Consider the following 24,858-nt stretch of genomic DNA (forward strand, 5'->3'; position numbering starts at 1 on the left):
ACTCCTGCAGGAACGGCGAACGAGAACCGCAGCGTCGCGGGATTACTTGGAGGGCGCAGCGGCCTGCAGCGCGTCGAGCGCCTGCCGCAACCGCGCCGCGTCGATCTGGCCCGGCGCCGAAGCGCTGCCGAGCATGCCGAAGGTCAGGCTCTGCCCGAAGGTGCCGCCGGACAATCGCGACACCGCGCCCAGCGGCCCCATCGCCATGGTCAGCAGCGGCTGGCCGCTGCGCTGGCGCATCTGCCAGGTGGCGTCGAGCAGGTGCAGCACGTCGCCAGGATCGCGCGGCATCACCGCGATCTTCAGCACGTCGGCGCCCAGCGCCTGCTGTCGCTGCAGCCGCGCCACGATCTCCGCCACCGGCGGGGTGGCGTGGAAGTCGTGGCTGGACATCACCACATACACGCCTTGCCGGTGCGCCTGCGCCACCAGCTGCCGCAGCACCGCCGGGTCGCGGACCATCTCCACGTCGAGCAGGTCGGCGAAGCGCGCTTCCAGCAGGCGGGCGTACAGCGCGCCGTAGGCGGCATCGTCGATCGCCACCGCACCGCCCTCGGCCTTGGTGCGGAAGGTCAGCAGCAGCGGCTTGCCGTGCAGCGCCTGTGCCAGGCGCGGCCCCAGTGCCGCCAGCGCTGCCGCGTCGGTGGCGCCGTCCATCAGGTCGATGCGCCACTCGGCCAGGTCCGCATCGGGCGAGGCGGCGATGCGCTGCGCCTGCGCCAGCGCCTGTTCGGCGTCGTGCGCGGTGATCGGCACGATGATCTTGGGCAGGCCGGCACCGATGTCGAGCCCGCGGATCTGCAGGACGTGCGGAGGCGGCAGGGCGGCCGTGGGCGATGCCGGCGCAGTTGCGGGAGGCACCGCAGCCGCGGCCTGCAGCGGCGAGGCCAGCAGCAGGCCGGCGCAGCACAGCAAGGTCAGTCGGGAAGGAAACAGGGGCATCGGGATCGGCCTGGAAAGAAGGCGCGCAGCGCGCGCTCAGAAGGTGAGCTTGACCTGCAGCCCCACCGCCAGCGCGTTGTCGGTGCGCGCATAGGCGAAGGTGCCGGGGTTGACGATGTACTGCACATCCGGCCGCAGCATCAGCCACGGCGTGAGCTGTGCGCTGTAGGACAGTTCGTAGAGTTCCTCGGCGGTGTCGAGCGCGAACACCGGCGCGTCCGGCGGCACGCCGGCATCGAGCAGCGCCGCGCGGCGCGCGTCGAGCAGGCGGTGGTTGATGTCGGCGCCGACGTAGCCCAGCGCGATGCGATCCTGGCTGCGCCGGCCGATGCCCTGGTACACCCCGCCCAGCGCATACCAGCGGGTGATCTGCGCGGTGGCGCGGTCGGACACCATGTACTGGGCAAAGCCGGTCAGGCCGCGGCCGCGCTCGCCGCCGGGCGAGTACAACTTTTGTTCGACCAGCAGGTAGGCGCCGTCGCGGCCGGTGGTGGCGCGCGGATCCAGGCCCTTGCGCGGCACCCGCGAGGAGTCGTAGTAGCCGCCGAACTTGTAGGTGCCCGGATAGGCGCCGCCGGCACCCGGCGTCCAGGTGAGCTCCACGGGGAACAGCGAGCCGGTGGTGCCGCGCGCGTCCAGGTCGAACGCGGTGTGTACGTTGTTGTTGGTGCTGGGGTTGACTTGGAACCAGCCGACCCGCAGGTTCGTCGCCGGCGTCAGTTGCTGCGCCGCCTCCGCGCCCCAGCGCGCATTCGGATAGTTGTACCAGCCGCTGTTGCCGGACATCGCCAGCGGATGCGCGCAGAAGGCCGCGTTGACGAAGTTGGTGAGCAGCGTGTGCGCACCGAACTGGTTGCCCATCGCGTAGAAGCCGGCCTTGACGTAGCTGCGCCCGTCGTTGAAGCGGCGGTCGTAGCTCAGTTCGGTGAGCCGGGTGAACTGGCCGCCGTAGGCTTCCTGGATCGGGAAGCGGTTGCCGAGCAGGTCGGCCGAGGTGCTGCGGCCGCGGCGGTCGTTGATGGTCATATGCAGCGCGCCGCCGTCCCAGCCGGCGAGTTTGGCCAGGTCCAGGTCCACGCCCAGCCGCACCTGCTGCGCATAGCGCGCGCCGTGCTCGCCGCGGCCGCCATCGACCACGCCCATGGCTTCGCCGACGTAGTCGCCGCGTACATTGACGCCGCGCTGCAGCCAATCGCTGCGCACGCCATCCCAGTCGCCGGTCAAGGTGCTGTGCGCCAGGTCGGCATCCTGCGCGGTGGCGACGGCCGGGGCCAAGACGACGGCCGCGGCCAGCAGCGACCAGGCCGGCAGCGACGGCACGCGTCGCACCGTGAGAACGCCGGCCGATGCAGCGCGGCTCACGGCGCCACCGCCAGCGGTGCGCTCAGCGGCGAAGTCGCGCCATCGTCGCTGGTGACGGTGGCGGTGAGCGTGGCCAACTCCGCGGCATCGCCGTCCAGCGGCACCACAAACCGGCCCTGCCCCTGCGCATCCACCTGCGCCTCGGCGCGGCCGAGATAGCGTTCGGCTTCGTCGTCGCCGCGGCGGCGGTTGCCGAACAATTCCACCGTGTACAGATGGCCAGCGCGGCCGACGAAGCTGCCCTGCACCTGCGGCACGCCGGCGCCGCGTTCGATCGCACGCAACTGCGGGGCGGCCTGGCCGAAGTTCGGCGGCGGTTGGCAGCCGTCGGCCGCGGCGGCACCGCAGATCGCTGCGCGCTTGCGCGGGTCCGGATCGACGCCAATGCCGCGCGAGCCGACGAAGGGCGCGTGTTCCAGGCCCGGAACGCCGAACACGATGGCGCCGCGCGGCTGGCCCGGCACGCAGGCGCCGCCGGCGAAACAGCGTTCGATCTTCAGGCCGTTGCCGGAGAGCAGGTTGGCGCTGAATCGGTTGGGCTCGCTGCGCGGCTGCGGGCGCACCGCGATGCCGATGCCGTTGCCGGTCAGGCGATTGCCCTCGATCAGGTTGTCGCGGCCGGTGACGCTGACCCCGATCGAATTGCCGGCGAAGTCGTTGTCGGCGATGGTGTTGCGGTTGCCCCAGTTGATCTGCAGCCCGTCGGAATAGCGCTCGAAGCGGTTGCGCAGCACGGTGTTGTCGTTGCCCCACAGGATCTCGATGCCCTGCGAGGGCTCGGGGTTGGCGTCGGTGGAGCGGAACACGTTGTCGGCCACCAGGTTCCAGGCCGCGCCGCGGGTCAGCTCCAGGCCGTCGCCGTTGTCGAGGAAGGTGTTGCGCTCGATGCGGTTGCGCACCGTGGTGGTGGCGGTGGACTGGCCGTTGCCGTCGTCGCCGGTCAGCATCACCCCGGCGCCGCCGTGGTTGGCGACGATGCGGTTGTCGCGCAGCACATTGTCGCTGGCGCGGTTGATCAGCACGCCGATGCAGAAGTTGCGGATCTCCAGGCCGCTCAGTTCCACGCCATGGGTGTCGCGCAGCACCAGGCCCGGCAGCGTGGTGCTGCGCACATTGGTGCCGAACTGGCCCTTCTCTGCGCCCGGGCAGGCGGCGGTGCCCTTGCCGTGGATGTAGCCGGCGCCGTCGATGGCGATGTACTGACCGTCGTGCGCCCGCGCCAGACCCACCACCTGCAGCGGCCCCTGCAGCGCCGGCAACGGCGCGCGCGGGCGGATCACGTAGGGCGGCGCGCCCACCGCGGCGATCTCGATGCGGTAGCGGCCCGGGGCCTGGTTGGCGGTCGTGATCGCCCAGCGCAGGGAGCCCGGCGCGTCATCGTCGGCGTAGCGATCCACGGTGAGCACGCTGCGCTCCGGCGGCAGCGGCTCGGCCTGGTAGGCGCACACGGCGCCGGGAAGCAGGGCCGCGAGCAGGGCCAAGCCGCGGGAAAACGCACAGGACATGCACCATCTCCAACAGGATCGGGACCGCACCGGCGGCGGGCGGCGCCGCAGCCGCCAGCGGGGCACGCGTCGCGCGCTGTCAGGCGCCGGAACAGCGGCAACGCTAGTTTTATCGCAGTGCACCATTCAAGTGCGAATATCGATTAGCGGTGCGTTTATCGCACAAATGCACGAAGTGCCCTGTTCTCCCTGGTACTCCGAAGGCCGCAGCCGGCACCGGGCGCCACGCTATCATCGGCGCCCGCGTGGCCACCGGCCGCCTACCGCCGGAGAGCGCCATGTCACCGATCCGCCCCTATCTCGACAAGACCCCGCAGCTGGGCGCGCGCGTCTATGTCGACCCGGCCTGTACCGTGATCGGCGAGGTGGTGCTGGAGGACGACGTGTCGGTGTGGCCGGGCACGGTGATCCGCGGCGACGTCAATCATGTGCGCATCGGCGCGCGCAGCAACATCCAGGACGGCACCATCATCCACGTCAGCCACCACAGTCCGTTCAACGCGGCCGGCTACCCGACCCTGATCGGCGCGGACGTGACCGTGGGCCACGGCACCATCATCCATGCCTGCACCATCGAGGACCTGTGCCTGATCGGCATGGGCGCGTGCATCCTCGACGGCGCCACGGTGAAGAAGTACGGCTTCGTCGGCGCCGGCGCGGTGGTCGGCCCGGGCAAGACCGTCGGCGAGGGCGAACTGTGGCTGGGCAATCCCGCGCGCAAGGCGCGCATGCTCAGCGACAAGGAAATCGAAAGCCTGCACTACTCGGCGCAGCACTACGTGCGGCTGAAGGACCGCTATCTGGCCGCTGCCGCTGCGTCGCCGCAGTAGGCGCGCCGCTACTCGGCCGCCAACGCCATCAGCGCACGGCCGATCGGGCGCGGCGTCTCGCTGCGTAGCACCACACTGGTGGTCACCGCGCCGAAGCGCGCCAGGGCGTCGATGACCGGCTCCAGCTGCGCCGGCGCGGGCACCAGCACGCGCAGCACGAAGCAGTCCTCGCCGGTGACCCGATGCACGTCCAGCACCTGCGGCATCTGCGCGAACAGTTCCAGGCATGCGCCGATCTGCGCATGGGTGGTGCGCAGGCGGACGATGGCCGAGGTCGCCAGGCCCAGCGCGCGCGGGTCGACCCGGGCGGTATAGCCGGTGATCACGCCCTGTTCCTCGAGCCGGCGCACACGCTCGGACATCGCCGGCTGCGACAGCCCGATGCGCCGCCCCAGCGCCGCCAGGGCGATGCGCCCGTCGCACTGCAGCGCCTCCAGGATCGCGTAGTCCAGGGCATCGCCCCGCCAGGTCTTCGCCGCCACTCGTCTCGCCCCTCGTCACGCACCGTGGATTCATCGGAAAAACGCCGCATCGGCCGATGCATCGCCATGGCGATGCCGGACAGGCAGCGCGACACTCATGCTTTCTTCGACGGAGCGTAGCGCATGCAGGACGTGGTGATCGTGCCGGGCATCTGCGACTCGGGGCCTGGGCACTGGCAAACCCTCTGGCAGCGGCACGACCCGCGCATGCGTCGGCTGCAACCGGCGTCGTTCGCGCAGCCGCAGCTGCACGACTGGCTGCGTGCGCTGGACCGCTGCGTGCAGCACTGCGCCACGCCGCCGTTGCTGGTCGCGCACAGCCTGGGCTGCCTGCTGGTCGCGCATTGGGCCGCGCGCGCCCACCGGCAGCCGCGCGGCGCTTTCCTGGTCGCGGTGCCCGACCCGGCCAGTGCCGCGTTTCCGCATGCGCAGGCCGCCAGTTTCGTCCCGGTGCCGGCGGCGCCGCTGCCGTTTCCCAGTCTGATCGTAGCCAGCAGCGACGATCCGTACGCAACGCTGTCCTACAGCCGCCGCTGCGCTTCCGACTGGGGCAGCGGACTGGTCGAACTCGAGCGCCTGGGCCATCTCAATGCGGACAGCGACCTGGGCGCATGGCCGCACGGCGCGCAGTTGCTGGCCGCCTTCGACGCCGGCCTCGGACCTGCGCCGGCCTCACCCATCTGAGCGATGCAACGCATCGCCGGCAGGACGCCGCGCGATGCCGTGGACCGGCAAACGGGCGCGTTCGCGACTGGCGCGCCATGCGCGCTTGCGCGACACTAGGCGCCTCTGGCGTGGGGACGCCACCGAACGAATGGAATCGCCGATGCTCAACACCTCGCTGCGCGGCCTGCTGGCCGCTTTTTTCTGTGCGCTGTGCACCACCGCCGGCCCGGCCCTGGCCCAGGACAGCGGCCCGGACATGACCGCCGAACAGTTCGTCGGCTCGCTGCATTTCCGCGATGGCCATATCGAACTGCCGCAGGCCAAGGTGCATTTCGACCTCGGCCCAGCGTTCCGCTTTCTGGACAAGACCGACGCGCGCAGGGTGCTGGAGAGCTACTGGGGCAACCCGCCCGACGACGACGTGCTGGGCCTGATCGTGCCGCGCCAGCCCGCGCTCGACGAGAAGGGCAGCTGGGCGGTGGTCGTCACCTATTCCGACGATGGCTACGTGTCCGACGAGGACGCCAGCAAGATCGACTACCAGGCCATGCTCAAGGACATGCAGGAGGAAACCCGCGAGTCCAACGCGCAGCGCAAGAAGGCCGGCTACGAACAGGTCGACCTGATCGGCTGGGCGGTGCCGCCGCACTACGACACCGGCAGCAAGAAGCTGTACTGGGCGCGCGAACTGGCGTTCGCCGGCGAGCGCGAGCACACCCTCAACTACGACATCCGCGTGCTCGGCCGGCATGGCTATCTGAGCCTCAATGCGGTCTCCGGCATGGGCGAGCTGGCGCAGGTGCGCGAGGGCATGCAGCAGTTGCTGCCGATGGCCGAGTTCGACAGCGGCGCCCGTTACGCCGACCACAACCCGTCCACCGACAAGATCGCCAGCTACGGCCTGGCCACCCTGATCGGCGGCGGCCTGGCGGCCAAGGCCGGCCTGTTCGCCAAGCTGGGCCTGTTGTTGGCCAAGGCCTGGAAGCTGCTGCTGGTCGGCCTGATGGCGCTGGTCGCCGGCGTGCGCAAGCTGTTCTCCGGGCGCCAGCGCGACGGCGGCACGGTGCGCTGATTGGCGCCGCCGGCGTGCTGGGCAATTCACGCCACGCCGGCTAAAGTGCCGCTTCGGAGCAGGACGCAGTCGAGAGCAGCATGCCGCCACAGGCAGCCGGCCGAACGGAAGGACGGCCTCCCCACATCGCAGGTGCCCGTGTCCGCCACACCAATTGGCGGCGGTAAGCGGCATGCTCGATACCTACCGCGAAGTCATCACCCCCGAGGGCGTACCGCTACATTTGCCGGCCGCCGGCGCGGTGCCGCGCGCGCTGGCGTGGCTGATCGACCTGGCACTGCGTTTCGCTCTGCTCACCGCCATGGGCATGTTCCTCGGTCTGCTCGGCGGCCTCGGCCAGGGCCTGTACCTGGTGGCGATGTTCCTGGTGTTCTGGGCCTACCCGATCGTGCTGGAGGGCTGGCGCGGCCAGACCCTGGGCAAGCAGGCGCTGGGCCTGCGCGTGGTGGCGCGCGACGGCGCGCCGGTGGGTTGGATGGCGGCGATCACCCGTAACCTGCTGCGCACCGTGGACATGCTGCCGTTCGGCTATGCGGTCGGCCTGATCGCCTGCCTGTTCGACGCCCATTCGCGGCGCCTGGGCGATCTGGTCGCAGGCACGCTCGTGGTGCACCAGCCGCCGCGCGAGGACGAGGCGTTGCCGCCGATCGCCAGCGCGCTCGCGCCGCCGCGGCCGTTGCTGCCGCCCGAACAGACGGCGCTGATCGCCTTCGCCGAGCGCGCGCCGCGGCTCACTCCGGAGCGGCAGCTGGAGCTGGCCGCGCTGGCGCAGCCGCTGACCGACACGTCGGGCCAGGCCGGGGTGCTGCGCCTGTACGCGATGGCCAACTGGTTGCTGGGCCGCCGATGAAGCAGGAACAGTTCGTCCTCCGCCATCAGCATGAGTGGCAGGTGTTCGAGGCCTGGCTGCAGCGCAGCGCGCGCAAGTCGGCGCCGAACAAGGCCGACACCGCCAACGACGCCAATCAGGTGGCCACGCCGCCGCCCCCCAGTCCAGCCCTGCCGCCGCCGCTCGCCGACGAGGACATGCCGGCGCGCTACCGGCGCGTGTGCCACCAGCTGGCGCTGGCGCGCAGACGTGGCTACAGCCCGCAGGTCACCGCGCGTCTGCAGCACCTGATGCAGCAGGGCCACACCGTCCTGTACCGGGCGCCGCGGCCACGCTGGCGGCGCGCGGCGGAATTCCTGTTCGCAGAATTCCCGCAACTGGTGCGCAGCCAGGCCGGCTACATGGCCGCGGCCACCGCGCTGTTCGTGGTGCCGCTGGTGACCATCTTCGTGCTGCTGCAGTTCCGCCCGGAACTGATCCACGGGTTGATGGACCCGATGCAGGTCAGCCAGATCGAGCGCATGTACGACCCGGCCGCCAGCGCGCACAAGCTCGGACGCGACAGCGGCACCGACTGGCAGATGTTCGGCCACTACATCATGAACAACATCAGCATCGGCCTGCGCACCTTCGCCAGCGGCCTGCTGGCGGGGCTGGGCACAGTGCTGGTGCTGCTGTTCAACGGCATCACCATCGGCGCGGTGGCCGGGCATCTGCACCAGATCGGCTACGGCGTCACCTTCTGGCGCTTCGTTGCCGGGCATGCGCCGTTCGAACTGACCGCGATCGTGATCGCCGGCGGCGCCGGCCTGCAGCTCGGCCTGAAGGTGCTGGCGCCGGGACGGCGGCGGCGCATCGATGCGCTGGTGGAAGGCGGCAAGATCGGCGCCCGGCTGTGCCTGGGCGTGGCCGCGATGCTGCTGGTGGCCGCCTTCATCGAGGCGTTCTGGTCGTCCATCGCGACCGTGCCGGCGTGGATCAAGTACAGCGTGTCCGCGGTGCTGTGGACACTGGTGCTGGCGTGGCTGTGGCGTGGCGGGCGCGGCCGCGCGGAGGCCATCGATGCGGATTGAGCGCCTGGACGTGGTGCTGCGTGCACGCTCGGCCTGGGAAGCGATGGAACTGGGCAGCGCCCTGGTCCGCCGCCACGCCGGGGCGATCTGGAAACCCTGGCTGCTGGTCACCGTGCCGCTGTTCGCCGTGCTCAACCTCGGCGCCTGGGCGATCGACGCGCTGTGGCTGGCACCGCTGCTGCTGTGGTGGCTGAAGCCGGTGCTGGACCGAATCCCGCTGTTCGTGATCTCGCGCGCGGTGTTCGGCGACGTGCCGCGCGTGCGCGACACCGTGCGTGCGCAGGGCGCCTGGGGCTGGCGCACCCTGCTCGGCTACCTGACCTGGCGTCGGTTGAGTCCGGCGCGCAGCGTGTTCATGCCGCTGGAATTGCTGGAAGGCGCAAGCGCCGAGCAGCAGCGCGAGCGCCGCCGCACCCTGGGCGGGGCGATCTACGGCCATGCGCTGCTGATGGCGAGCGTCTTCGCCACGTTCGAGGGCATGCTCTTCGTCGCGTGCATCGCCACCATCGCCCTGTTCGTGCCCATCGACCTGCTGCCGGAAACCGCGCGCGCGGCCTGGTCGCTGATCGGTCAGCAGACGCCGGTGTGGGCCGACCTCGGCTTCAACGCCATCGGCTGGCTGGCGATGACCCTGATCGAACCGTTCTTCGTCGGCGCCGGCTTCGGCCTGTACCTCAACCGGCGCACCCAGCTCGAAGCCTGGGACGTGGAGATGGCGCTGCGGCGGATGGCCGCGCGCCTGCGCAACGCCGCACCGCTGGCGCTGCTGTGCGTGGCCCTGCTCGCCGCGCCGGTCGCGGCGCTGCGCGCGCAGCCGGCCACCGACGCGGCAGTGCAGACCGCAGCGGAGCGGAAGGCCCACACCGCCGACGACAAGCGCGATGGCGACGGCGAGACCGACGCCGACTCGGACAGTGATGCCGATACCCACGCTGATGCGGATGCCGACACCGACACCAAGGCCGCCACCGCACACGCCGCCGACAGCCACCACCACGGCGCGCGCCCGGTCCCGCTGGACGAAGTGTTCGACACCGTGCCCGCCGCCGATGCGCGCTTCGCCCGTGCCGCCGACCGCGCTTACGACGATCCGCTGCTGACCGCCAAGCGCACCATCGGCTACTGGAAGAAACGCAATCCCGACGAACCACCCAAGCCGGACGACAAGAAGCAGGACCTCACCCCGTTCGGCCAGTGGATCAAGGCAGCGGGCCAGGCCATCGCGCTGGCTGGCAAGTGGGGCCTGTGGATCGTGGTGGGGATCCTGCTGCTGGTGCTGCTGCTGACCGCCAAGCACTGGCTGCCATGGCTGCGCGGCGGCGGACGCCGACGCGCGGCGGTGCCGGCGGCGCCGGAACACACCCCGGTGCTGGCGCCGCAACCGCTGCCCGACGACGTCGCGACCGTGGCGCGGCGCGCCTGGCGCGAGGGGCGCCATCGCGATGCGCTGGCGCTGCTGTACCGGGCCAGCGTGGCGACGCTGTGCGAGCGCGCCGATCTGGTGCTGCCGCCCAGCGCCACCGAGGCGCAGTGCCTGCGCGCCGCGCAACGCCTGCCCGACGACGCCGACCGCGGCCTGTTCGCGCGCATGGTGCGGGTCTGGCAACACGCCGCCTACGCCGGCCGGCTACCCGAGGACAGCGCCTTCGACGCGCTGGTCGACGACCTGCAGCGGCAGTTCCGGTGGCAGGCATGAACAGCGGGACGCGCAATGCGCTGATCTTCCTGGTCGGCCTGCTGCTGGTCAGCGTGGTCGCGGCCTGGTTCTTCGGACGCTACGAACGCGCCGAGCGGGTGATCGTGCTGCCGCCGCGCGGCGAAGCCGCCTACAACCCGCTGTATGCGCTGCGCCAGACCCTGCGCGCCGACGGCGTACGCGCCGAGTCGCGGCAACGCCTGGACCTGGCGGCGATGCGCCTGCATCCGCACGACAGCGTGGTGCTGTACGGCGATCCACGCATGCTCGGCCAGGCCGATAGCGACGCGTTGCTGGAGTGGGTGGAGCATGGCGGGCATCTGGTGCTGCGCACACCCACCGCGGAGGTCAAGCATGGCGACGTACCGATCCTGGAGGCGCTGGACATCACCGGCGAGGCGCGCAGCCCGGACAACTGCCTGATGATGGCGGTACCGGGCGCAGCGCCGCAAAAAGTGTTCTGCGACGGCCGCCGCTTCCACATCGATCCGGACACGCCCGACAACTGGTGGAGCGGCGAGGACGACGACTTCGTGTTTGCGCGCGTTCCCTACGGCGACGGCAGCGTGGACGTGCTGTCGGAGCTGGATTTCCTCGAGAACCAGGACAACCGGATCGGCGCGATGTTCGATGGCTCGCCGATGGAGAACGACCCGGTGCTGCGCAGCGGCGGGCTGCGCGAAGCGGGCAACCGCCTGCTGGCGCGGCAGGTGCTGGGGCCGAACTACGGCCAGGGCACCATCCACCTGATCTATTCGGCCGAATTGCCGTCGCTGTGGCGCACCCTGTTCACCCGCGGCTGGCCGGCGTGGCTGCCGGCGCTGCTGATCCTGCTGGCCTGGCTGTGGTCGCGCATGCAGCGCTTCGGGCCGCTGCGCGCCGCACCGGCGGAGGATCGCCGTTCGCTGCTGGAACACGTGCACGCCAGCGGCGAACACCTGCTGCGCTATGGCCGCGCCGACCTGCTGCACGCGGCGGTGCGCGAGGCGTTCCTGGCGCGGCTGCGCCGGCGCGCGCCGCTCGCCGCTGCGCTGGAAGGTCAGGCCCAGGCGGCCGCCATCGCCGAACGCCTGCAGCTGCCGGTCGCGCAGGTCGAACAGGCGCTGCAGCCGCCGCCGCCCAACCAACCCGCCGCCTTGCGCGAGCGCATCCGCCTCCTCGTCCAGATGAGAAACCAGTTATGACCACCGCCTCCTCCGACGCCGTCGCGCCGCTCGCCGGCCCTGCCCTGATCGAACGCGCCGAGGCGATTCGCGCCGCGGTCGGCCACGCCTTCATCGGCCAGCCGCAGGTGCTGGAGCAGATCCTGATCGCGCTGCTGGCCGGCGGCCACGTGCTGATCGAGGGCGTGCCCGGCCTCGGCAAGACGCTGCTGGTGCGTGCGCTGGCGCAGGCGCTGGAACTGAACTACGCACGCGTGCAGTTCACCCCGGACCTGATGCCCAGCGATGTCAGCGGCCATGCCGTGTACGACCCCAAGACCGAAAGCTTCAAGATCCGCCGCGGCCCGGTGTTCACCCATCTGCTGCTGGCCGACGAAATCAACCGCGCCCCGGCCAAGACCCAGTCGGCGCTGCTGGAAGTCATGCAGGAAGGCCAGGTCACCATCGAAGGCACCGCCTTCCCGCTGGCGCCGCCGTTCCTGGCCCTGGCCACGCAGAACCCGGTCGAGCAGGAAGGCACCTACCCGCTGCCGGAAGCACAGTTGGACCGCTTCCTGCTGAAGATCCTGATCGACTACCCGCAACTGGAAGACGAGGCGCGCATGGTCGCCGCGGTCACCAGCGGCCGCAGCGCCGGCGACTTCGACCTGTCGCAGGTGCCGCGCGTGCTAGGCGCCGAGGACGTGGTGGCGATGCAGGCCGGCACCGCCGCCATCGCGGTGGACCCGCAGGTCATCGACTACGCCGTGCGCATCGTCGCCGCCACCCGCCGCTGGCCGGGCATCGCCTTGGGCGCCGGCCCGCGCGGCAGCATCGCCCTGGTGCGCGCGGCGCGCGCGCAGGCGGTGCTGTGCGGCCGCGACTTCGTCACCCCCGACGACATCCGCGACGTGGCCAAGCCGGCCCTGCGCCACCGTATCGCCCTGGCCCCGGAACTGCAGATCGAAGGCCAGAGCGCCGACGACGCGTTGGGCGCGCTGCTGGCCAAGGTGGAGGCGCCCAGGAAATGAGCGGGGATTGGGGAGTCGGGATTGGGGATTGGCAACAGCGCGGCGCGGCAGCGGCGCGTGCCGCTGACTGCGTCAAAGCGTCTTGGTCGATCCGCTGTACCGCGCTCCCGTTAACCCGGCGACGCCTCACCACCACGCAGCGCTGCAGCCGCCCGTGCGCGCCTTTACGAATCCCCAATCCCCAATCCCGAATCCCGGCCCCCCGATGAGACCCGCCCCGCTCCTGCTGGCCCTGCTCGCGCTGTGGGCGCTGTACGGCCTGGCCGTGGCGCTGGGCTGGCTGCCGCTGTGGAGCTGGCAGGCGCTCGGCACCGGCATCGCCCTGATCGCCGCGCTCGATGCGTGGCGGCTGTGGCGCCGGCCCACGCCACAGGTGCGCCGCGACCTGCCCGAAGCGCTGCCGCTGGGCGTGCAGCGCGAGGTGGTGCTGCATCTGGACAGCGCACAGCGCCAGCGCGTGGACCTGTTCGACCTGGTCCCCAGCGGCTGGGAGCTGCAGGGCCTGCCGCAGCGCATGACCCTGCCCGCCGTGCACCAGACCCAGGTGCGCTACCAACTGCGCCCGACCGCGCGCGGCCGCTTCGTCTTCGACGGCACCCACTTGCGCCTGCATGCGCCCTGGCGCCTGTGGTGGCAGCAACGCCTGGCCGGGCAAGCGCGGACCGTGCGTGTGTATCCGAACTTCGCGCCGCTGACCCGCTTCGCCCTGTTCAGCGCCGAACAGGCCTCGCGCCTGGTCGGCGCGCACCTGAAGCGGCGCCGCGGCGAAGGCACCGACTTCCATCAGATGCGCGAGTACCGCGTCGGCGACAGCCTGCGCCAGATCGACTGGAAGGCGACCTCGCGCGCGCGCAAGCTGATCTCGCGCGAGTACCAGGACGAGAAGAACCAGCAGTTGCTGATGCTGATCGACACCGGGCGGCGGATGCTGGCCAGCGAGCGCGGTCTGTCGCATTTCGACCACGTGCTCAACGCCGCGCTGGTGGTGTCGTACCTGGCGCTGCGCCAGGGCGATGCGGTGGGCATGATGGCCAGCGGCGGCGACGCGCGCTGGGTGGCGCCGCAGCGCGGCATGGCCACGGTCGACGTACTGCTGCGCACCAGCTACGACCTGCAGCCGCAACCGGTGGCCACCGACTACCTGGCCGCGGCCACCGAACTATCGCTGCGCCAGCGCCGCCGCGCGCTGGTGATGCTGGTCAGCAACGTCCGCGACGAGGACATCGAAGACCTGCTGGCCGCGGTGCGCCTGCTGCAGCGCCGCCACCTGGTGTGCGTGGCCAGCCTGCGCGAGCGTGAACTGGACCAGGCGCTGGCCGAAGACGTGCACGACCTGCCGCAGGCCGTGCAGGCCGGCGCGGTGGCGCGCTACCTGCAGCAACGCAGCGCCGCACACGAGGCGTTGCGCGGCCACGGCGTGATGGTGCTCGACGTCACCGGCGAGGAACTGCCCGCCGCGCTGATCGAGCGCTACCTGGCGGTGAAGCGCGACGGGTTGCTGTAGCGCGACGCTGCGGCCCATGGCGTCGCTGCCGACCCCCTTTGCACGGGATGCCGCTTACGGTTAGCCCGAATGAGCGCCATCTCCGGCGCACAGACGCCTGCTCGGTAAGGAGGCTGTAATGGCGAAGCCGCAGCCGGTCGCGGACCTGATCCAGCAGCATGGTGGCCAGGTAAGCCGTTAGGCCTGCATCGTCACAGGTCTAACTCATGCGCCTGCTCAATCGTCGAATAACGCAGCCAGCATCAAGGCCAGAGCTCCGCGGTGCCATCCGGCAAATCATGAGTTGCGGAGTAGGAGTTCCTTCTTCTCAGACCTCCAGCCTTGGTCGATACTGGGTGCAACACCGCTTTTACGGGGTCCAAGAGTTAGTTAGGCCTCAGGTGATGAGCGACAAATCCCTACCCATCGTTCTAACAGAACTCGCCGTCACGGCGGTCGCCGTAGCTGGAATCTTCTTTGCGCTGAACGTTGGCCAAGTACCCAACTGCGCTTCCATCGAGAGGCAGGCAATTTTTATGTGGATTCTTCCGGTCTCCGTAACCTTGGGGACTGGCTGCGTTACTGAGCTCCTGATCGGAATGCGCGAGGATTCGCGCTTGAGCAAGGCGATTAGCGCTCTCTGTGCATTTTCCTTGGCGCTTCTTTGGGTGATTTACAAATGGAAGCTCAACGCAATTTCAACGCTTGCGTGCTGATGCCTAGCGATGCATTCAAGCCGAAGTCGCTTTGCGGCGCGGCTTAGTTCAGGCGTCAAGGCTCACATGCGAGTCGCCGTGCAGTCAGTGACAAGCGACTCGGCGATCGAGGACCTGCTGGCCGCCGCGCGCTGCAGCGCCGCCACCTGGTGTGCGTGGCCAGCCTGCGTGAGCGCGAGCTGGATCTGGCGCTGAGCGAAGACGTGCACGACCTGCCGCAGGCCGTGCAGGCCGGCGCGGTGGCGCGCTACCTGCAGCAACGCAGCGCCGCACACGAGGCGCTGCGCAGCCACGGCGTGATGGTGCTCGACGTCACCGGCGAGGACCGCCCGCCGCGCTGATCGAGCGCTACCTGGCGGTGAAGCGCGATGGGTTGCTGTAGCGCGACGCTGTCGATGCAGTGCGGTGACATGCAACCCGCGGCATGGCCAGCACATTGGCGGCTGCATCGCCCCAGCCGCTCCTGACGAGAACAAGGCTGGCGTGATGGGTGCACTGTGGGAGGGACTTCAGTCCCGACGACGTCCGAAGACGACCGACGCGCACACCACCGCGCGTCGCGGCTGAAGCCGCTCCCACAAGGACACGGCGAGCATGGTCGGTGCACTGTGGTGTGGGGGAGACTTCAGTCCCGACAGCGCCCGAAGACGACCAACGCGCACACCACCGCGCGTCGTGGCCGAAGCCGCTCCTACGAGGACACGGCATGCGGGGTTGGTGCATTGTGGGAGGGACTTCAGTCCCGACAGCGTCCGAAGACCACCGACGCTCACGCCATCGTGCGTCGCGGCCGAAGCCGCTCCCATGTCGGCAACGCGCAGCGAACGCCCGGAAGCAGGCAACAGGCCTGGATCGCGCGTGCGGGGCTGCACTGCACGCGCGTTAGCGCATGGTCAAATGCTTGAAGAACAACGCCACCTCGTTCTTCGATCTGCTGTTGGACAGTACCTCTTCGTACTTGCGCTCCAGCTCGGCATGCCGCCCCTGCGCGTGCAGCAGATACAGCGCCGGATACAGGGTGTTCTCGATGATCCACTGCTCCGATCCCACGCTCGAAAACCAGTCGTGCGCAAACACGACACTCTGCACGAGCTGCGCCTGCCAGTCGTCCACTTCCTCGATCGTGTCGAACACGCACATCCAGATCGAGAAGCGCGTTCGGAACGCCTCCAGGGATTCGTCCGCCGCCTTGAAGCAGCGCCAATCGGTCAGCATCGCCACGGTGGTATCCCGCGTCCGGGCCTGTATCGCCTTGCCGATGGTGGCGGCGTCCCAGTTCGCGGGATACGCCGCGTCTGCATCCAGCAAGGACTGCTTCAGCACCGCGTTGACGCGCTTCATCAACGTGGGATTGGACAGCATCAGCCGCAGGAGCAACGCAAAATGTGCCTTGCTCCTGGACAGAGACATCTCATAGCCACGGAGGCTGCCGCTGCCATCGGCCGCTTCGAACCGATGCCGCCGACGCACGAAACCCTGGCGTTCGAGTAGCGGGCCGACGACGTCGGCGATCTGCTGGAGGACGGCGTCCTTGGTCTGATTGGTCATGGTCAGTGCACCGCTCGCATACCGTTCCGACCGATGCGCAACGCCGTGCATGCCAGCCGTGCTCCACAGCTCGGCATGCTGACCCTCGCCGCATCACGTCCGGAAGTCCAGTCTTCCCACCAACATCGCGTCGTCGTTGCTGCAAAGCGCGCCAACCGCGGCGAATCGATCAGGTCCTCGCCCTGCGCTCGCACGGCGACAGCGGCAGCACCGCGCACTCCGCCGCCGCTCACGTCGCCGCAGGTACCGCTGGCAACTGCACGCTGGCCTGCTGCAGGCGCTGCAGCGTGCGCAGCATCAGCGGCCGGTGCCGCGCCAGCTTCATCCACGCCGGCAACCGCGCCACCATCGAGCGACCGAACAGGCCGCGGCGCTCGCGCAGCGTCGCCCCTACGTAGTCCTGCAACTCCTGCAGATGGCGCGGGTTGTAGGCCCACAGCAGGCCGGCACGGGTCGGCGCGACCAGCGCCAGCGGCATGCCGAAATGCGGATCGCTGGGCGATCCGTCGCGCACGCGCCGCGGCTGCACCGTCACCGCACATTCCTTGCGACAAGACGCACAGCGGCCGGGCAAGGTCTTGGGCGGCGGTGAAGCGGCGGCCAAGGCCACGCAGACATGCACCCATTGATGACCACAATGGCCGCAGGCCCGGCGGCCGACCAGTTGCACCGCCCCGACCCAGTCGTCGGCTGCGCTATCCAGCGACGCACTGCACTGACCGCAACGGAAGCGCGCCTTCCAGTGATAAGGCTGCCATTCCGCCAGCACCCAACCCGGCGTGCCGCAGCGATGGCAGCGCACCGCGACCTGGTCGGCGTAATCGACCAAGCGCACGCCGTCGTTGCGATGCCGACGCGGCGCGCCAGGCGACGCCGCTTCAGTGCGCGACACAGACTCACGCATACAGCACACCCGGCCGCGCGTCCTCGACGATGGCGTGCGGCAGGAACCGCGCACTGTCGCGGGTGATCGGGCCGTCGTCCTCGCGGATGCCGATGCCGCAGGCGCGGTCGCCGACGATCCAGCTGCCGACCATCGGGTAGCGCCCCTCGAACGCCGGCAGCGGATGCGCCTGCTGGCGGATGTAGGGCCCGGCATAGGGGCCATCGCTCTCCAGCACCCGGCCATCGTCCAGGTGCAGCACGATGTTGGCGCCCTCGCGCGAGTGCAGCGGCTTGCGCACCCAGCCCGGCGGCAACGCGCTGCCGTCGTCGAACGCGGCCGGCAGCAGGTTGGGATGGCCGCGATGGCGCTCCCACAGCAGCGGTAGGATGCCCTTGTTGCTGAGCAGCGCCTTCCACGGCGGCTCCAGCAGGCGCAGGCCCGAGCCCGGCAGCGCCTGGCCGAAGCGCTCGGCGAACATGTCCTCCAGCGGATACAGCTTGAACAGCGCACCGATCACCGTGTCGTCCAGATCGGTGTAGCGGCCGTCGCTGGACAGGCCGATGTCCTCGATCGCGATCAGCTCGCCGCCGACGCCGGCCTGCGCGGCGCAATCGCGCAGGTAGGCGACCGTACCCTGATCCTCTTCCGAATCGCGCACCGCGGCGAAGTACAGCGGCGGCGGCAGCCAGCCGGCGAGCACGGCAAAACGCTCCAGCAAGGCTTCGTGGATGGAGTTGAACTGGTCGGCGTCGTCCGGCAGGCGGCCCTGCGCGCGCTGGTCCTCCAGCCACTGCCACTGGAAGAACGCCGATTCGAACAGCGAGGTCGGCGTGTCGTAGTTCAGTTCGTACAGCTTGGCGGGACCGCGGCCGTCGTAGGCCAGGTCCAGGCGCCCGTACAGATGCGGCTCGCGGCGCCGCCAGCTGTCGGCGATCCAGTCGCGGAACGCCGGCGGAATCGCCAGCCGCTGCATCAGCGCCTCGCTGGCGACGATCTCGTCGAGCAGGCCCATCGCCATCGCGTGCAGTTCGGCGCTGGGATCTTCCAGGTCGCGCTCGATCTGGCGCAGGCTGAACGCATAGTAGGCGCGTTCGTCCCAGTAGCGCTGACCGTCGATGGTGTGGAAGCGGAAGCCGTACTCCGCGGCCTGGGCGCGCCAGTCGCCGCGCTCGACGATCGCGATGCGTTTCATGCGGGGTCTCGTGCGAAGAGAGAAAAAGCGGTACTCAGCTGCCGAAGCCGCGTCCACCGGCGGATTCGCCGAAGCCGCCGCGGCTGACGGTGACCGCGCGGTTCGGCGTGGCGCCGATGTGGGTCATGGTCTGGTTGCCGCGCAGCATCGTGCCGCTGGCGGCCGCCGCACCGGCGCCGCCGGAATAGGACGCCGGCCGCTGCCACTGGTTCTGCCGGTCCTGGTAGGCGGGCGCAGCATTGAAACCGGCAGCGCGGTTGTTGTTGAGCATCTGCGACAGGAAGAAGCCGGTCATCATCGGCCCGATGAAGGAATGGCCGTGGCTGTCGCGCTGCTCCACGCAGCGATCTTGCGCATAGTCCTGCGCGCATTGCTCGCGGCTGGCGTACTTGGGGCCCTGCTCCGCCGCCTGCTTCTGCGCCTGCGCGAAGGCCTCGCGGCAGGTGGCGATGTCGTGGGTCTGCGCCACGCAGGCATCCACCGAGGTGTACAGGCCTTCCTGGGCCTTGGCTTCCGGCTCGCGCCCGCAGGCGGTGAACAGCAGCGGCGCGGCACTCATCAACAACAAGGCGGTCGTCTTCGACCTTTTCATGGCAACGTCTTCCTGAGTCCAGGCACGATGATGCCCGGTTCCGCCGGCCGCGGAAACCCGCGGCCGGCGGAACCGGCACCCACGCGTGGATCAGCTCGTCGGCGGCGGCGGCACGTAGCTGGACAGGCGCGCGTCGAAGTATGGCTGCACCGCGGCGATGTTGGACTTGACCTGGATGTCCATGCCCACGTCCCGGCTCATGCCCAGCACGTCGTTGTCCGGCCAGCCAGGCCCGAAGCACCATTGCGTGCTCGGGATGTTATTGGCCTGCAGGTGCGCGAGCATGCGCCTGGTCGCCAATTCCGCGCTGGCGTTGCCGGCCGGATAGCCGTGCTCGCCGAGAAAGCCGCGCTTGCCTCTGTGTGCCAGCCAGTCGATGAACGGCGTGACCATGTCGATACCGGTGTCCGGCGCAACGGATTCATTGGGATTCGCCCAGGCACCGCCTCCGCGGCCCTCGTTGTCCAGGTAGTTGTGCGCCTCGTAGACGATGCGGTCGTACGGGTCGGGGATCGTGTCCAGGTTGTTGGACACCTGGTCCCACAGGCGCGCGCTGGCGTACTGATTGCCGCAGACGAACACGTAGTGCGACCGGTCGAAATCGAAGATGCGCGCCGCGGTGGCGGTGGCGGTGCGCAGCCAGTGGTCGGCCATCACCAGCTTGCTGCCGTCGGCGTTGTATTCCGGCCCCTCGTAGGGCTCGTTCATCAGGCCCCAGCCGAAGATCGCCGGATGCGCGCGGAAGCGCTGCACGATGCGGCTCCACAGGTCCGGCAGGCCGGCGGCGTTGTACAGCGTGCAGCCCGGCGTGCCGATCACGCGGTACTCGTAGAGCTTGAGCAGGTTGTCGGCCGGGTCGAAGTAGGCCAGGTACAGGAAATTGCCCTTGCGGTAGGTCCCGTTCCACACCGCTTGGTCGGCGGGATCGGTGACCACGCGGCCATCCGGCCCGATCAGCTGGCCAGACCCATCGCGCCGGTAACCGGACTTGCTCGCCACCTTGATCGGTAGGCGCATGTAGTCGTGCAACTCCAGGATCGCCAGCTTGCCGCGCTGCGCGAGCCGATCCAGCACCTTCTCGACCTGGTCGCAGTACGTGCTGTTGAGCGGCATGCCCTGGCCGGTACTGAAGCGTGCGGCGGTGGTGGGCAGGCGGAACAACGGGCAGGCACCAGCGGCGGCGATGTGCTGGTCACGGATGTCGCGGTAGTGCCGGTCGATGACGGCGTTGTCCACGAAGTTATTGGACGCCAGCCCGGACAGGTTGAGGCCGGCGAACGGCAGCGTGCCCGCGGCGCGGGCCTGGCCTCCGAGGCCCCAGAGCGCGGCGCCGGCGGCGATGCCGACACCGGTGCGCAGCACGCTGCGGCGGCCCGGATCGGCCGGGGCGGAGGCAAGGGACGGGGTGGGAGAGGAAACAGCGGAAGACGACGAACGCACATGCCGAAGCATGGACACCTCCTGTGGTCATGATGGGCGAGCCGGGCCTACGCCCCCTGACGCACCGGCCACCGCAGTCTGCCAAGCGCAGGCAGGCGGGTCTGCGACCCGCTTCGCACTCCCGGCCGGCGCGCGGCGGCGCCAGCCTGCGTGCTAACGTGGTCGGCCCACCGGTGGGCGCCGGGACGGTTGCAGCAGCAACGATCCGATCGCGCCACCATCGCCAGCCTCCCCGCCCGCTCGTTCGCTGCTCCCATGCCCGACTATCGCTCCAAGACCTCCACCCACGGCCGCAACATGGCCGGCGCCCGCGCGCTGTGGCGCGCCACCGGCATGCAGGACGCCGACTTCCACAAGCCGATCATCGCCATCGCCAACTCCTTCACCCAGTTCGTGCCCGGCCACGTGCACCTGAAGGATCTCGGGCAACTGGTCGCACGCGAGATCGAGCGCGTGGGCGGCGTGGCCAAGGAGTTCGACACCATCGCCGTGGACGACGGCATCGCCATGGGCCATGACGGCATGCTGTACTCGCTGCCCAGCCGCGAGATCATCGCCGACTCGGTCGAGTACATGGTCAACGCGCACTGCGCCGACGCGCTGGTGTGCATCTCCAACTGCGACAAGATCACCCCCGGCATGCTGATGGCCGCGCTGCGCCTCAACATCCCCACCGTGTTCGTCTCCGGCGGGCCGATGGAAGCCGGCAAGACCAAGCTCGCCGACCACAACCTGGACCTGATCGACGCGATGGTGATCGCCGCCGATCCCACCGCCTCCGACGAGAAGGTCGCCGCCTTCGAGCGCAGCGCCTGCCCGACCTGCGGCTCCTGCTCGGGCATGTTCACCGCCAACTCGATGAACTGCCTGACCGAAGCGCTGGGCCTGGCCCTGCCCGGCAACGGCACCGTGGTCGCCACCCACGCCGACCGCGAGCAACTGTTCCTCAAGGCCGGCCGCACCGCGGTGGAACTGTGCCACCGCTGGTACGGCGCCGAAGACCCGCGCGCGCTGCCGCGCGGCATCGCCACCTTCGAGGCGTTCGAGAACGCGATGACCCTGGACATCGCGATGGGCGGCTCCACCAACACCATCCTGCACCTGCTCGCCGCCGCGCAGGAGGCCGAAGTGCCGTTCACCCTGCGCGACATCGACCGCCTGTCCAAGCGCATACCGCAGCTGTGCAAGGTGGCGCCGAACACGCAGAAGTACCACATCGAGGATGTGCACCGCGCCGGCGGCATCGTCGCTATCCTAGGCGAACTGGCGCGTGGCGGCTTGCTGCACACCGACCAACCCACCGTGCACAGCCGCAGCCTGGCCGAGGCCATCGCGCAGTGGGACATCACCCAGAGCGACGACGCCGCGGTGCAGACCTTCTACCAGGCCGGGCCGGCCGGCATCCCCACCCAGGTCGCCTTCAGCCAGGCCACGCGCTGGCCGAGCCTGGACGCCGACCGCGCCACCGGCTGCATCCGCGACGTCGCCCACGCCTACTCGCAGGAAGGCGGCCTGGCGGTGCTGTACGGCAACATCGCCGTGGACGGCTGCGTGGTGAAGACCGCGGGCGTTGACGAATCCATCCACGTGTTCGAGGGCAACGCCAAGGTGTTCGAAAGCCAGGACGCCGCGGTCAAGGGCATCCTCGCCGACGACGTGAAGGCCGGCGACGTGGTGGTGATCCGCTACGAAGGCCCCAAGGGCGGCCCGGGCATGCAGGAGATGCTGTACCCGACCTCGTACTTGAAGTCCAAGGGCCTGGGCAAGCAGTGCGCCCTGCTCACCGACGGCCGTTTCTCCGGCGGCACCTCCGGCCTGTCGATCGGCCACGCCTCGCCCGAAGCGGCGGCGGGCGGCGCCATCGGCCTGGTCCGCGACGGCGACCGCATCCGCATCGACATCCCCCAACGCCACATCGACCTGCTGGTCTCCGACGCGGAACTGGCCACGCGCCGCGCCGACCAGGATGCCCGCGGATGGAAGCCGGCCGAAGCGCGTCCGCGCAAGGTCAGCACGGCGTTGAAGGCGTATGCGCTTCTGGCGACTAGTGCGGATAAGGGTGCGGTGCGGGACAAGGCGCTGCTGGAGGGGTGAAGCGTTGTCATGGAGGCCGTGGAAATCCGCGGTCTTCATGGCTTCCTCGCACTGCACTGTGGGAGGGACTTCAGTCCCGACGGGACCACAAACGACCACCGTTGGGTTGCTTTTCTTGATGTTGGCATCACCAGCACCGACGCCCAGAGCCGCGCCACAATCCGGCAAGTCATTAATGAAGATTAGGAATTCCCCACTTTGCAGACCCCTGGCGTTGGTGGACACTTGATGCATCACCGCGTTTAGGCGGCCTAATAGTGATGGCTCACACGAACATGTCCGTTGATCCACAACAAGCGATCGTCGTGCTTCTAGCGCTCTTCAGTGCTTTGATCTCATTACACGTCCATCGACGCAATGCCGCAAGAGCGGCGTCGGTCAAGTTTCGCAGTACACTACTGACCAAATTTTCCGGTCTTTATCCGGTTGCGAGCAACTGGCCGGACAGAGTTCATAAACACTTAGAGTCTGTTTTTCCAGATATCCAGGCTGCGGTTGCGGAATTCAGACCATACGTCCTCCTTTGGCACAGGAAAGCCTTTGATAAAGACTGGTTCGCCTACTACTGCGACACAGGCCGCGAGATCGATCGCAATTGTCAGGTCTACCATCACTACATGGACTTCACCTCACCAGAGCAACCAGTTCCAAATGGCAAGCAGACGTTTCATCGCAATGTTTCTCGCCTGCTATCGTATGCAGCTGAGCCCTAAAAATTCATTCAAGTCGACGTCGCTCGCGTCGTGTTTTAGGCGCCAACATGAAAATAGTCGCAGTTGTCACCAGTTTCTTGGCACTAAGTGGTTGTGCAAACAGCCCGTGTGATCTTTGCGGCGAATGGCGGTCGAATGCCGACCTTACGCTTGAAGAGATGTCGCGCAGCGACAAGCTGTCTGATAAGCAGCGCAGGTTCTTCCGCGACAATTTCTTTGGGCGGCTTACTGTGGAAACGCGAGAAAGCAGTTCTCGCGCATACTTCCCCGACGATGATCTGGGCTCGATACCTTGGGAGCCATCCGAGGTGATCCTCAAGCGTGGCAACTCACTACTCGTCAAGGAACGTATTGGGGATAGAACCATTCTACGCAATGTACTTTTGAAAGGTGATTGCTACCGAGTAGACCAGCCAGATCTGGGGTTCGGCGAGTGGTTCTGCAGGGTCAAAGGCCAGCCATCTAACAACTCACTCAAGCCGAAACCGTTTCGCGGCGCGGCTTGACTGGCATTAGGAGGCAGCGATGCGCTATCGACGACTTATAAACCTACTTGCAATCATTGGTGGCGGCGGAGCCGCAGTGATAGGCGCACTGCTGCTAGCAATTGCTGCGTCCGGCCAATATCAACCGGGGTCAGACAGGACTAGCGATCAGTGGCATCGGGTTCCTGCTTATCGCAGCACCAGCTATCGCTACTCCGTTCTCGGCTCGTATCGCAAAGTGGCTGCTTCTGCTGGCTTTGGCATGCTTCGCCGTCCTGACCATTAGACTTACTTTCTGGCCGCAAGCTGGTGTCACTCCAACGCCAATGGTACAGAGTGCCGCCATAGCATTTGCTGCGCTGCTCTTTCTCCGGGTGTTGCTAGGTCAGCGCGGCAAGCGGGCTGAGGTTGGCACCTAAGATTCATTACAAGCCGGACCCCTTCGCGGTTTGGCTTAACTCAAGCGTCAGCCACCATGTTCAAGTTCATCTCTATCTTGCTATTGACAGCTTCTCTCGCTGGACATTCGACCGCTGCATTTAGTTCGTCGCTCGACCTAGATGGCGCCTTCTTCAAAGCCGGCCATCCCATCAAGGGCGAGACAATCGAAGAAGCTGTGACAGGTGCAAACCAAATTGCCAACTTGAATCGTTCTGTCGATCTAATCAAGCGCTATTCGGGTATAAGGTTTGAGGTTGCAGGGCATACGGATCAGCACGAATGCTCCGACCAGGAGTGCCACTACCTCGCGCAACGGCGGGCGCTGTACTTATACAGGTTCCTACTGGCCGCTGGCGTAGATCCGGTATGTGTCATTGCGCTAACCGAATACGGGTCTACTCGCCCAATCGCTGGCAAGGCAGAGCAGAGCTCGCTGAATCAGCGCGCCGAATTAAACGTGGACATTGAGCCGTGAGGTGCTCCAGCATGGCACTTAACCGTCATTGGATCCGACGCCTCTTCACGGCGCGACTGCTTGCACATCTGTCGAGCCAATGAGCAGGGCGCGCACTTGTTCTACTTCAAAGTTCTGTCACAAAGCAAAATCACGACAAGCAACCTATTATGGGTTCTATGGC

At 68.3% G+C, this 24,858-nt stretch carries 24 protein-coding genes; 15 read left to right on the forward strand and 9 right to left on the reverse strand.

Going from position 1 to position 24,858, the window contains the following annotated elements:
• Positions 1–42 precede the first annotated feature (42 nt).
• From aroD to GGR71_RS15155, 3 genes are read right to left on the reverse strand one after another with little or no spacing between them, the layout of a single operon-like run.
• On the reverse strand, positions 43–942 hold the full coding sequence (gene aroD, locus GGR71_RS15145; RefSeq protein ID WP_237474521.1) for a type I 3-dehydroquinate dehydratase: 900 nt from the start codon (positions 940–942) through the stop codon (positions 43–45).
• Between the two features lie 36 nt (positions 943–978).
• Complete coding sequence (locus GGR71_RS15150; RefSeq protein ID WP_184452091.1) at positions 979–2,262, reverse strand: carbohydrate porin; 1,284 nt, start codon at positions 2,260–2,262, stop codon at positions 979–981.
• A gap of 38 nt (positions 2,263–2,300) precedes the next feature.
• Positions 2,301–3,809, reverse strand: a complete 1,509-nt coding sequence (locus tag GGR71_RS15155; RefSeq protein WP_160962558.1) for a right-handed parallel beta-helix repeat-containing protein — start codon at positions 3,807–3,809, stop codon at positions 2,301–2,303.
• A gap of 278 nt (positions 3,810–4,087) precedes the next feature.
• Here GGR71_RS15155 and GGR71_RS15160 point away from each other — a divergent pair, with 278 nt between their 5' ends.
• The gene (locus tag GGR71_RS15160) at positions 4,088–4,639 is read left to right on the forward strand and encodes a gamma carbonic anhydrase family protein (protein ID WP_160962556.1); all 552 of its coding nucleotides are present in this window, start codon (positions 4,088–4,090) and stop codon (positions 4,637–4,639) included.
• 8 nt (positions 4,640–4,647) lie between these two features.
• Here the strand turns inward: GGR71_RS15160 and GGR71_RS15165 are convergent, their stop codons facing one another.
• The gene (locus GGR71_RS15165) at positions 4,648–5,121 is read right to left on the reverse strand and encodes an Lrp/AsnC family transcriptional regulator (RefSeq protein WP_160962554.1); all 474 of its coding nucleotides are present in this window, start codon (positions 5,119–5,121) and stop codon (positions 4,648–4,650) included.
• Between the two features lie 123 nt (positions 5,122–5,244).
• On the opposite strand from GGR71_RS15165, the gene GGR71_RS15170 reads away from it, so the two are divergent.
• The 10 genes from GGR71_RS15170 (at position 5,245) to GGR71_RS21135 (ending at position 15,170) form a co-directional block, all read left to right on the forward strand.
• Entirely contained in the window at positions 5,245–5,805 is a 561-nt protein-coding gene (locus tag GGR71_RS15170; protein WP_160962552.1) for an RBBP9/YdeN family alpha/beta hydrolase, read from the forward strand.
• Positions 5,806–5,935: 130 nt separating this feature from the next.
• Complete coding sequence (locus tag GGR71_RS15175) at positions 5,936–6,859, forward strand: DUF2167 domain-containing protein (protein WP_160962550.1); 924 nt, start codon at positions 5,936–5,938, stop codon at positions 6,857–6,859.
• 172 nt (positions 6,860–7,031) lie between these two features.
• Positions 7,032–7,709, forward strand: a complete 678-nt coding sequence (locus GGR71_RS15180; protein ID WP_160962548.1) for an RDD family protein — start codon at positions 7,032–7,034, stop codon at positions 7,707–7,709.
• Positions 7,706–8,761 (forward strand): stage II sporulation protein M, encoded by a 1,056-nt coding sequence (locus GGR71_RS15185; protein WP_160962546.1) that lies wholly within the window; start codon positions 7,706–7,708, stop codon positions 8,759–8,761. The genes GGR71_RS15180 and GGR71_RS15185 overlap by 4 nt, the downstream gene beginning before the upstream one ends.
• Positions 8,751–10,457 (forward strand): DUF4129 domain-containing protein, encoded by a 1,707-nt coding sequence (locus GGR71_RS15190; RefSeq protein WP_160962544.1) that lies wholly within the window; start codon positions 8,751–8,753, stop codon positions 10,455–10,457. The genes GGR71_RS15185 and GGR71_RS15190 overlap by 11 nt, the downstream gene beginning before the upstream one ends.
• On the forward strand, positions 10,454–11,641 hold the full coding sequence (locus GGR71_RS15195; RefSeq protein WP_160962542.1) for a DUF4350 domain-containing protein: 1,188 nt from the start codon (positions 10,454–10,456) through the stop codon (positions 11,639–11,641). The genes GGR71_RS15190 and GGR71_RS15195 overlap by 4 nt, the downstream gene beginning before the upstream one ends.
• Positions 11,638–12,630 (forward strand): AAA family ATPase, encoded by a 993-nt coding sequence (locus GGR71_RS15200; RefSeq protein WP_160962540.1) that lies wholly within the window; start codon positions 11,638–11,640, stop codon positions 12,628–12,630. Before GGR71_RS15195 ends, GGR71_RS15200 begins: the two co-directional genes overlap by 4 nt.
• A 205-nt stretch (positions 12,631–12,835) precedes the next feature.
• Complete coding sequence (locus GGR71_RS15205; protein WP_160963308.1) at positions 12,836–14,134, forward strand: DUF58 domain-containing protein; 1,299 nt, start codon at positions 12,836–12,838, stop codon at positions 14,132–14,134.
• 383 nt (positions 14,135–14,517) lie between these two features.
• Positions 14,518–14,829 (forward strand): hypothetical protein, encoded by a 312-nt coding sequence (locus GGR71_RS15210; protein WP_160963306.1) that lies wholly within the window; start codon positions 14,518–14,520, stop codon positions 14,827–14,829.
• Positions 14,830–14,984: 155 nt separating this feature from the next.
• Positions 14,985–15,170 (forward strand): hypothetical protein, encoded by a 186-nt coding sequence (locus GGR71_RS21135; protein ID WP_456362630.1) that lies wholly within the window; start codon positions 14,985–14,987, stop codon positions 15,168–15,170.
• Between the two features lie 541 nt (positions 15,171–15,711).
• Here GGR71_RS21135 and GGR71_RS15220 read toward each other — a convergent pair.
• From GGR71_RS15220 to GGR71_RS15240, 5 genes are all read right to left on the reverse strand, one after another.
• Entirely contained in the window at positions 15,712–16,377 is a 666-nt protein-coding gene (locus GGR71_RS15220) for a hypothetical protein (protein WP_160963304.1), read from the reverse strand.
• A 229-nt stretch (positions 16,378–16,606) separates the two neighbouring features.
• Positions 16,607–17,206 (reverse strand): hypothetical protein, encoded by a 600-nt coding sequence (locus tag GGR71_RS15225; protein ID WP_160963324.1) that lies wholly within the window; start codon positions 17,204–17,206, stop codon positions 16,607–16,609.
• 67 nt (positions 17,207–17,273) lie between these two features.
• A complete protein-coding gene (locus tag GGR71_RS15230) occupies positions 17,274–18,455 on the reverse strand; it encodes a glutathionylspermidine synthase family protein (RefSeq protein ID WP_160963302.1) in 1,182 nt (393 codons plus the stop codon).
• A gap of 34 nt (positions 18,456–18,489) precedes the next feature.
• Complete coding sequence (locus GGR71_RS15235) at positions 18,490–19,047, reverse strand: DUF1190 domain-containing protein (protein ID WP_026143325.1); 558 nt, start codon at positions 19,045–19,047, stop codon at positions 18,490–18,492.
• A 90-nt stretch (positions 19,048–19,137) separates the two neighbouring features.
• Entirely contained in the window at positions 19,138–20,499 is a 1,362-nt protein-coding gene (locus tag GGR71_RS15240) for a glycoside hydrolase family 5 protein (protein ID WP_237474586.1), read from the reverse strand.
• A 243-nt stretch (positions 20,500–20,742) separates the two neighbouring features.
• Between GGR71_RS15240 and ilvD the strand changes: the two genes are divergently transcribed.
• From ilvD to GGR71_RS15260, 4 genes are all read left to right on the forward strand, one after another.
• Positions 20,743–22,581: a dihydroxy-acid dehydratase gene (ilvD, locus tag GGR71_RS15245; RefSeq protein ID WP_160963300.1), complete on the forward strand. Its 1,839-nt coding sequence runs from the start codon at positions 20,743–20,745 to the stop codon at positions 22,579–22,581.
• 275 nt (positions 22,582–22,856) lie between these two features.
• Positions 22,857–23,294, forward strand: coding sequence for a hypothetical protein (locus GGR71_RS15250; protein ID WP_160963298.1), 438 nt, complete (start codon positions 22,857–22,859; stop codon positions 23,292–23,294).
• A gap of 47 nt (positions 23,295–23,341) precedes the next feature.
• Positions 23,342–23,800: a hypothetical protein gene (locus GGR71_RS15255; RefSeq protein ID WP_160963296.1), complete on the forward strand. Its 459-nt coding sequence runs from the start codon at positions 23,342–23,344 to the stop codon at positions 23,798–23,800.
• A 454-nt stretch (positions 23,801–24,254) separates the two neighbouring features.
• A complete protein-coding gene (locus tag GGR71_RS15260) occupies positions 24,255–24,695 on the forward strand; it encodes an OmpA family protein (protein WP_160963294.1) in 441 nt (146 codons plus the stop codon).
• The last annotated feature ends 163 nt before the right edge of the window (positions 24,696–24,858 follow it).

This window comes from Xanthomonas sp. F1 (genome assembly GCF_014199855.1).

Excerpts from the sequence above, each read along its gene's own strand:
- GGR71_RS15255 (WP_160963296.1), top strand. The coding sequence starts at position 23,342 with ATGAAAATAGTCGCAGTTGTCACCAGTTTCTTGGCACTAAGTGGTTGT.
- GGR71_RS15180 (WP_160962548.1), top strand. The coding sequence starts at position 7,032 with ATGCTCGATACCTACCGCGAAGTCATCACCCCCGAGGGCGTACCGCTA.
- GGR71_RS15175 (WP_160962550.1), top strand. The coding sequence starts at position 5,936 with ATGGAATCGCCGATGCTCAACACCTCGCTGCGCGGCCTGCTGGCCGCT.
- GGR71_RS15235 (WP_026143325.1), bottom strand. The coding sequence starts at position 19,047 with ATGAAAAGGTCGAAGACGACCGCCTTGTTGTTGATGAGTGCCGCGCCG.
- ilvD (WP_160963300.1), top strand. The coding sequence starts at position 20,743 with ATGCCCGACTATCGCTCCAAGACCTCCACCCACGGCCGCAACATGGCC.
- GGR71_RS15210 (WP_160963306.1), top strand. The coding sequence starts at position 14,518 with ATGAGCGACAAATCCCTACCCATCGTTCTAACAGAACTCGCCGTCACG.
- GGR71_RS15200 (WP_160962540.1), top strand. The coding sequence starts at position 11,638 with ATGACCACCGCCTCCTCCGACGCCGTCGCGCCGCTCGCCGGCCCTGCC.
- GGR71_RS15220 (WP_160963304.1), bottom strand. The coding sequence starts at position 16,377 with ATGACCAATCAGACCAAGGACGCCGTCCTCCAGCAGATCGCCGACGTC.
- GGR71_RS15170 (WP_160962552.1), top strand. The coding sequence starts at position 5,245 with ATGCAGGACGTGGTGATCGTGCCGGGCATCTGCGACTCGGGGCCTGGG.
- aroD (WP_237474521.1), bottom strand. The coding sequence starts at position 942 with ATGCCCCTGTTTCCTTCCCGACTGACCTTGCTGTGCTGCGCCGGCCTG.
- GGR71_RS15185 (WP_160962546.1), top strand. The coding sequence starts at position 7,706 with ATGAAGCAGGAACAGTTCGTCCTCCGCCATCAGCATGAGTGGCAGGTG.
- GGR71_RS15260 (WP_160963294.1), top strand. The coding sequence starts at position 24,255 with ATGTTCAAGTTCATCTCTATCTTGCTATTGACAGCTTCTCTCGCTGGA.
- GGR71_RS15160 (WP_160962556.1), top strand. The coding sequence starts at position 4,088 with ATGTCACCGATCCGCCCCTATCTCGACAAGACCCCGCAGCTGGGCGCG.
- GGR71_RS15240 (WP_237474586.1), bottom strand. The coding sequence starts at position 20,499 with ATGCTTCGGCATGTGCGTTCGTCGTCTTCCGCTGTTTCCTCTCCCACC.
- GGR71_RS15250 (WP_160963298.1), top strand. The coding sequence starts at position 22,857 with ATGTCCGTTGATCCACAACAAGCGATCGTCGTGCTTCTAGCGCTCTTC.
- GGR71_RS15190 (WP_160962544.1), top strand. The coding sequence starts at position 8,751 with ATGCGGATTGAGCGCCTGGACGTGGTGCTGCGTGCACGCTCGGCCTGG.
- GGR71_RS15230 (WP_160963302.1), bottom strand. The coding sequence starts at position 18,455 with ATGAAACGCATCGCGATCGTCGAGCGCGGCGACTGGCGCGCCCAGGCC.
- GGR71_RS15195 (WP_160962542.1), top strand. The coding sequence starts at position 10,454 with ATGAACAGCGGGACGCGCAATGCGCTGATCTTCCTGGTCGGCCTGCTG.
- GGR71_RS15205 (WP_160963308.1), top strand. The coding sequence starts at position 12,836 with ATGAGACCCGCCCCGCTCCTGCTGGCCCTGCTCGCGCTGTGGGCGCTG.
- GGR71_RS15155 (WP_160962558.1), bottom strand. The coding sequence starts at position 3,809 with ATGTCCTGTGCGTTTTCCCGCGGCTTGGCCCTGCTCGCGGCCCTGCTT.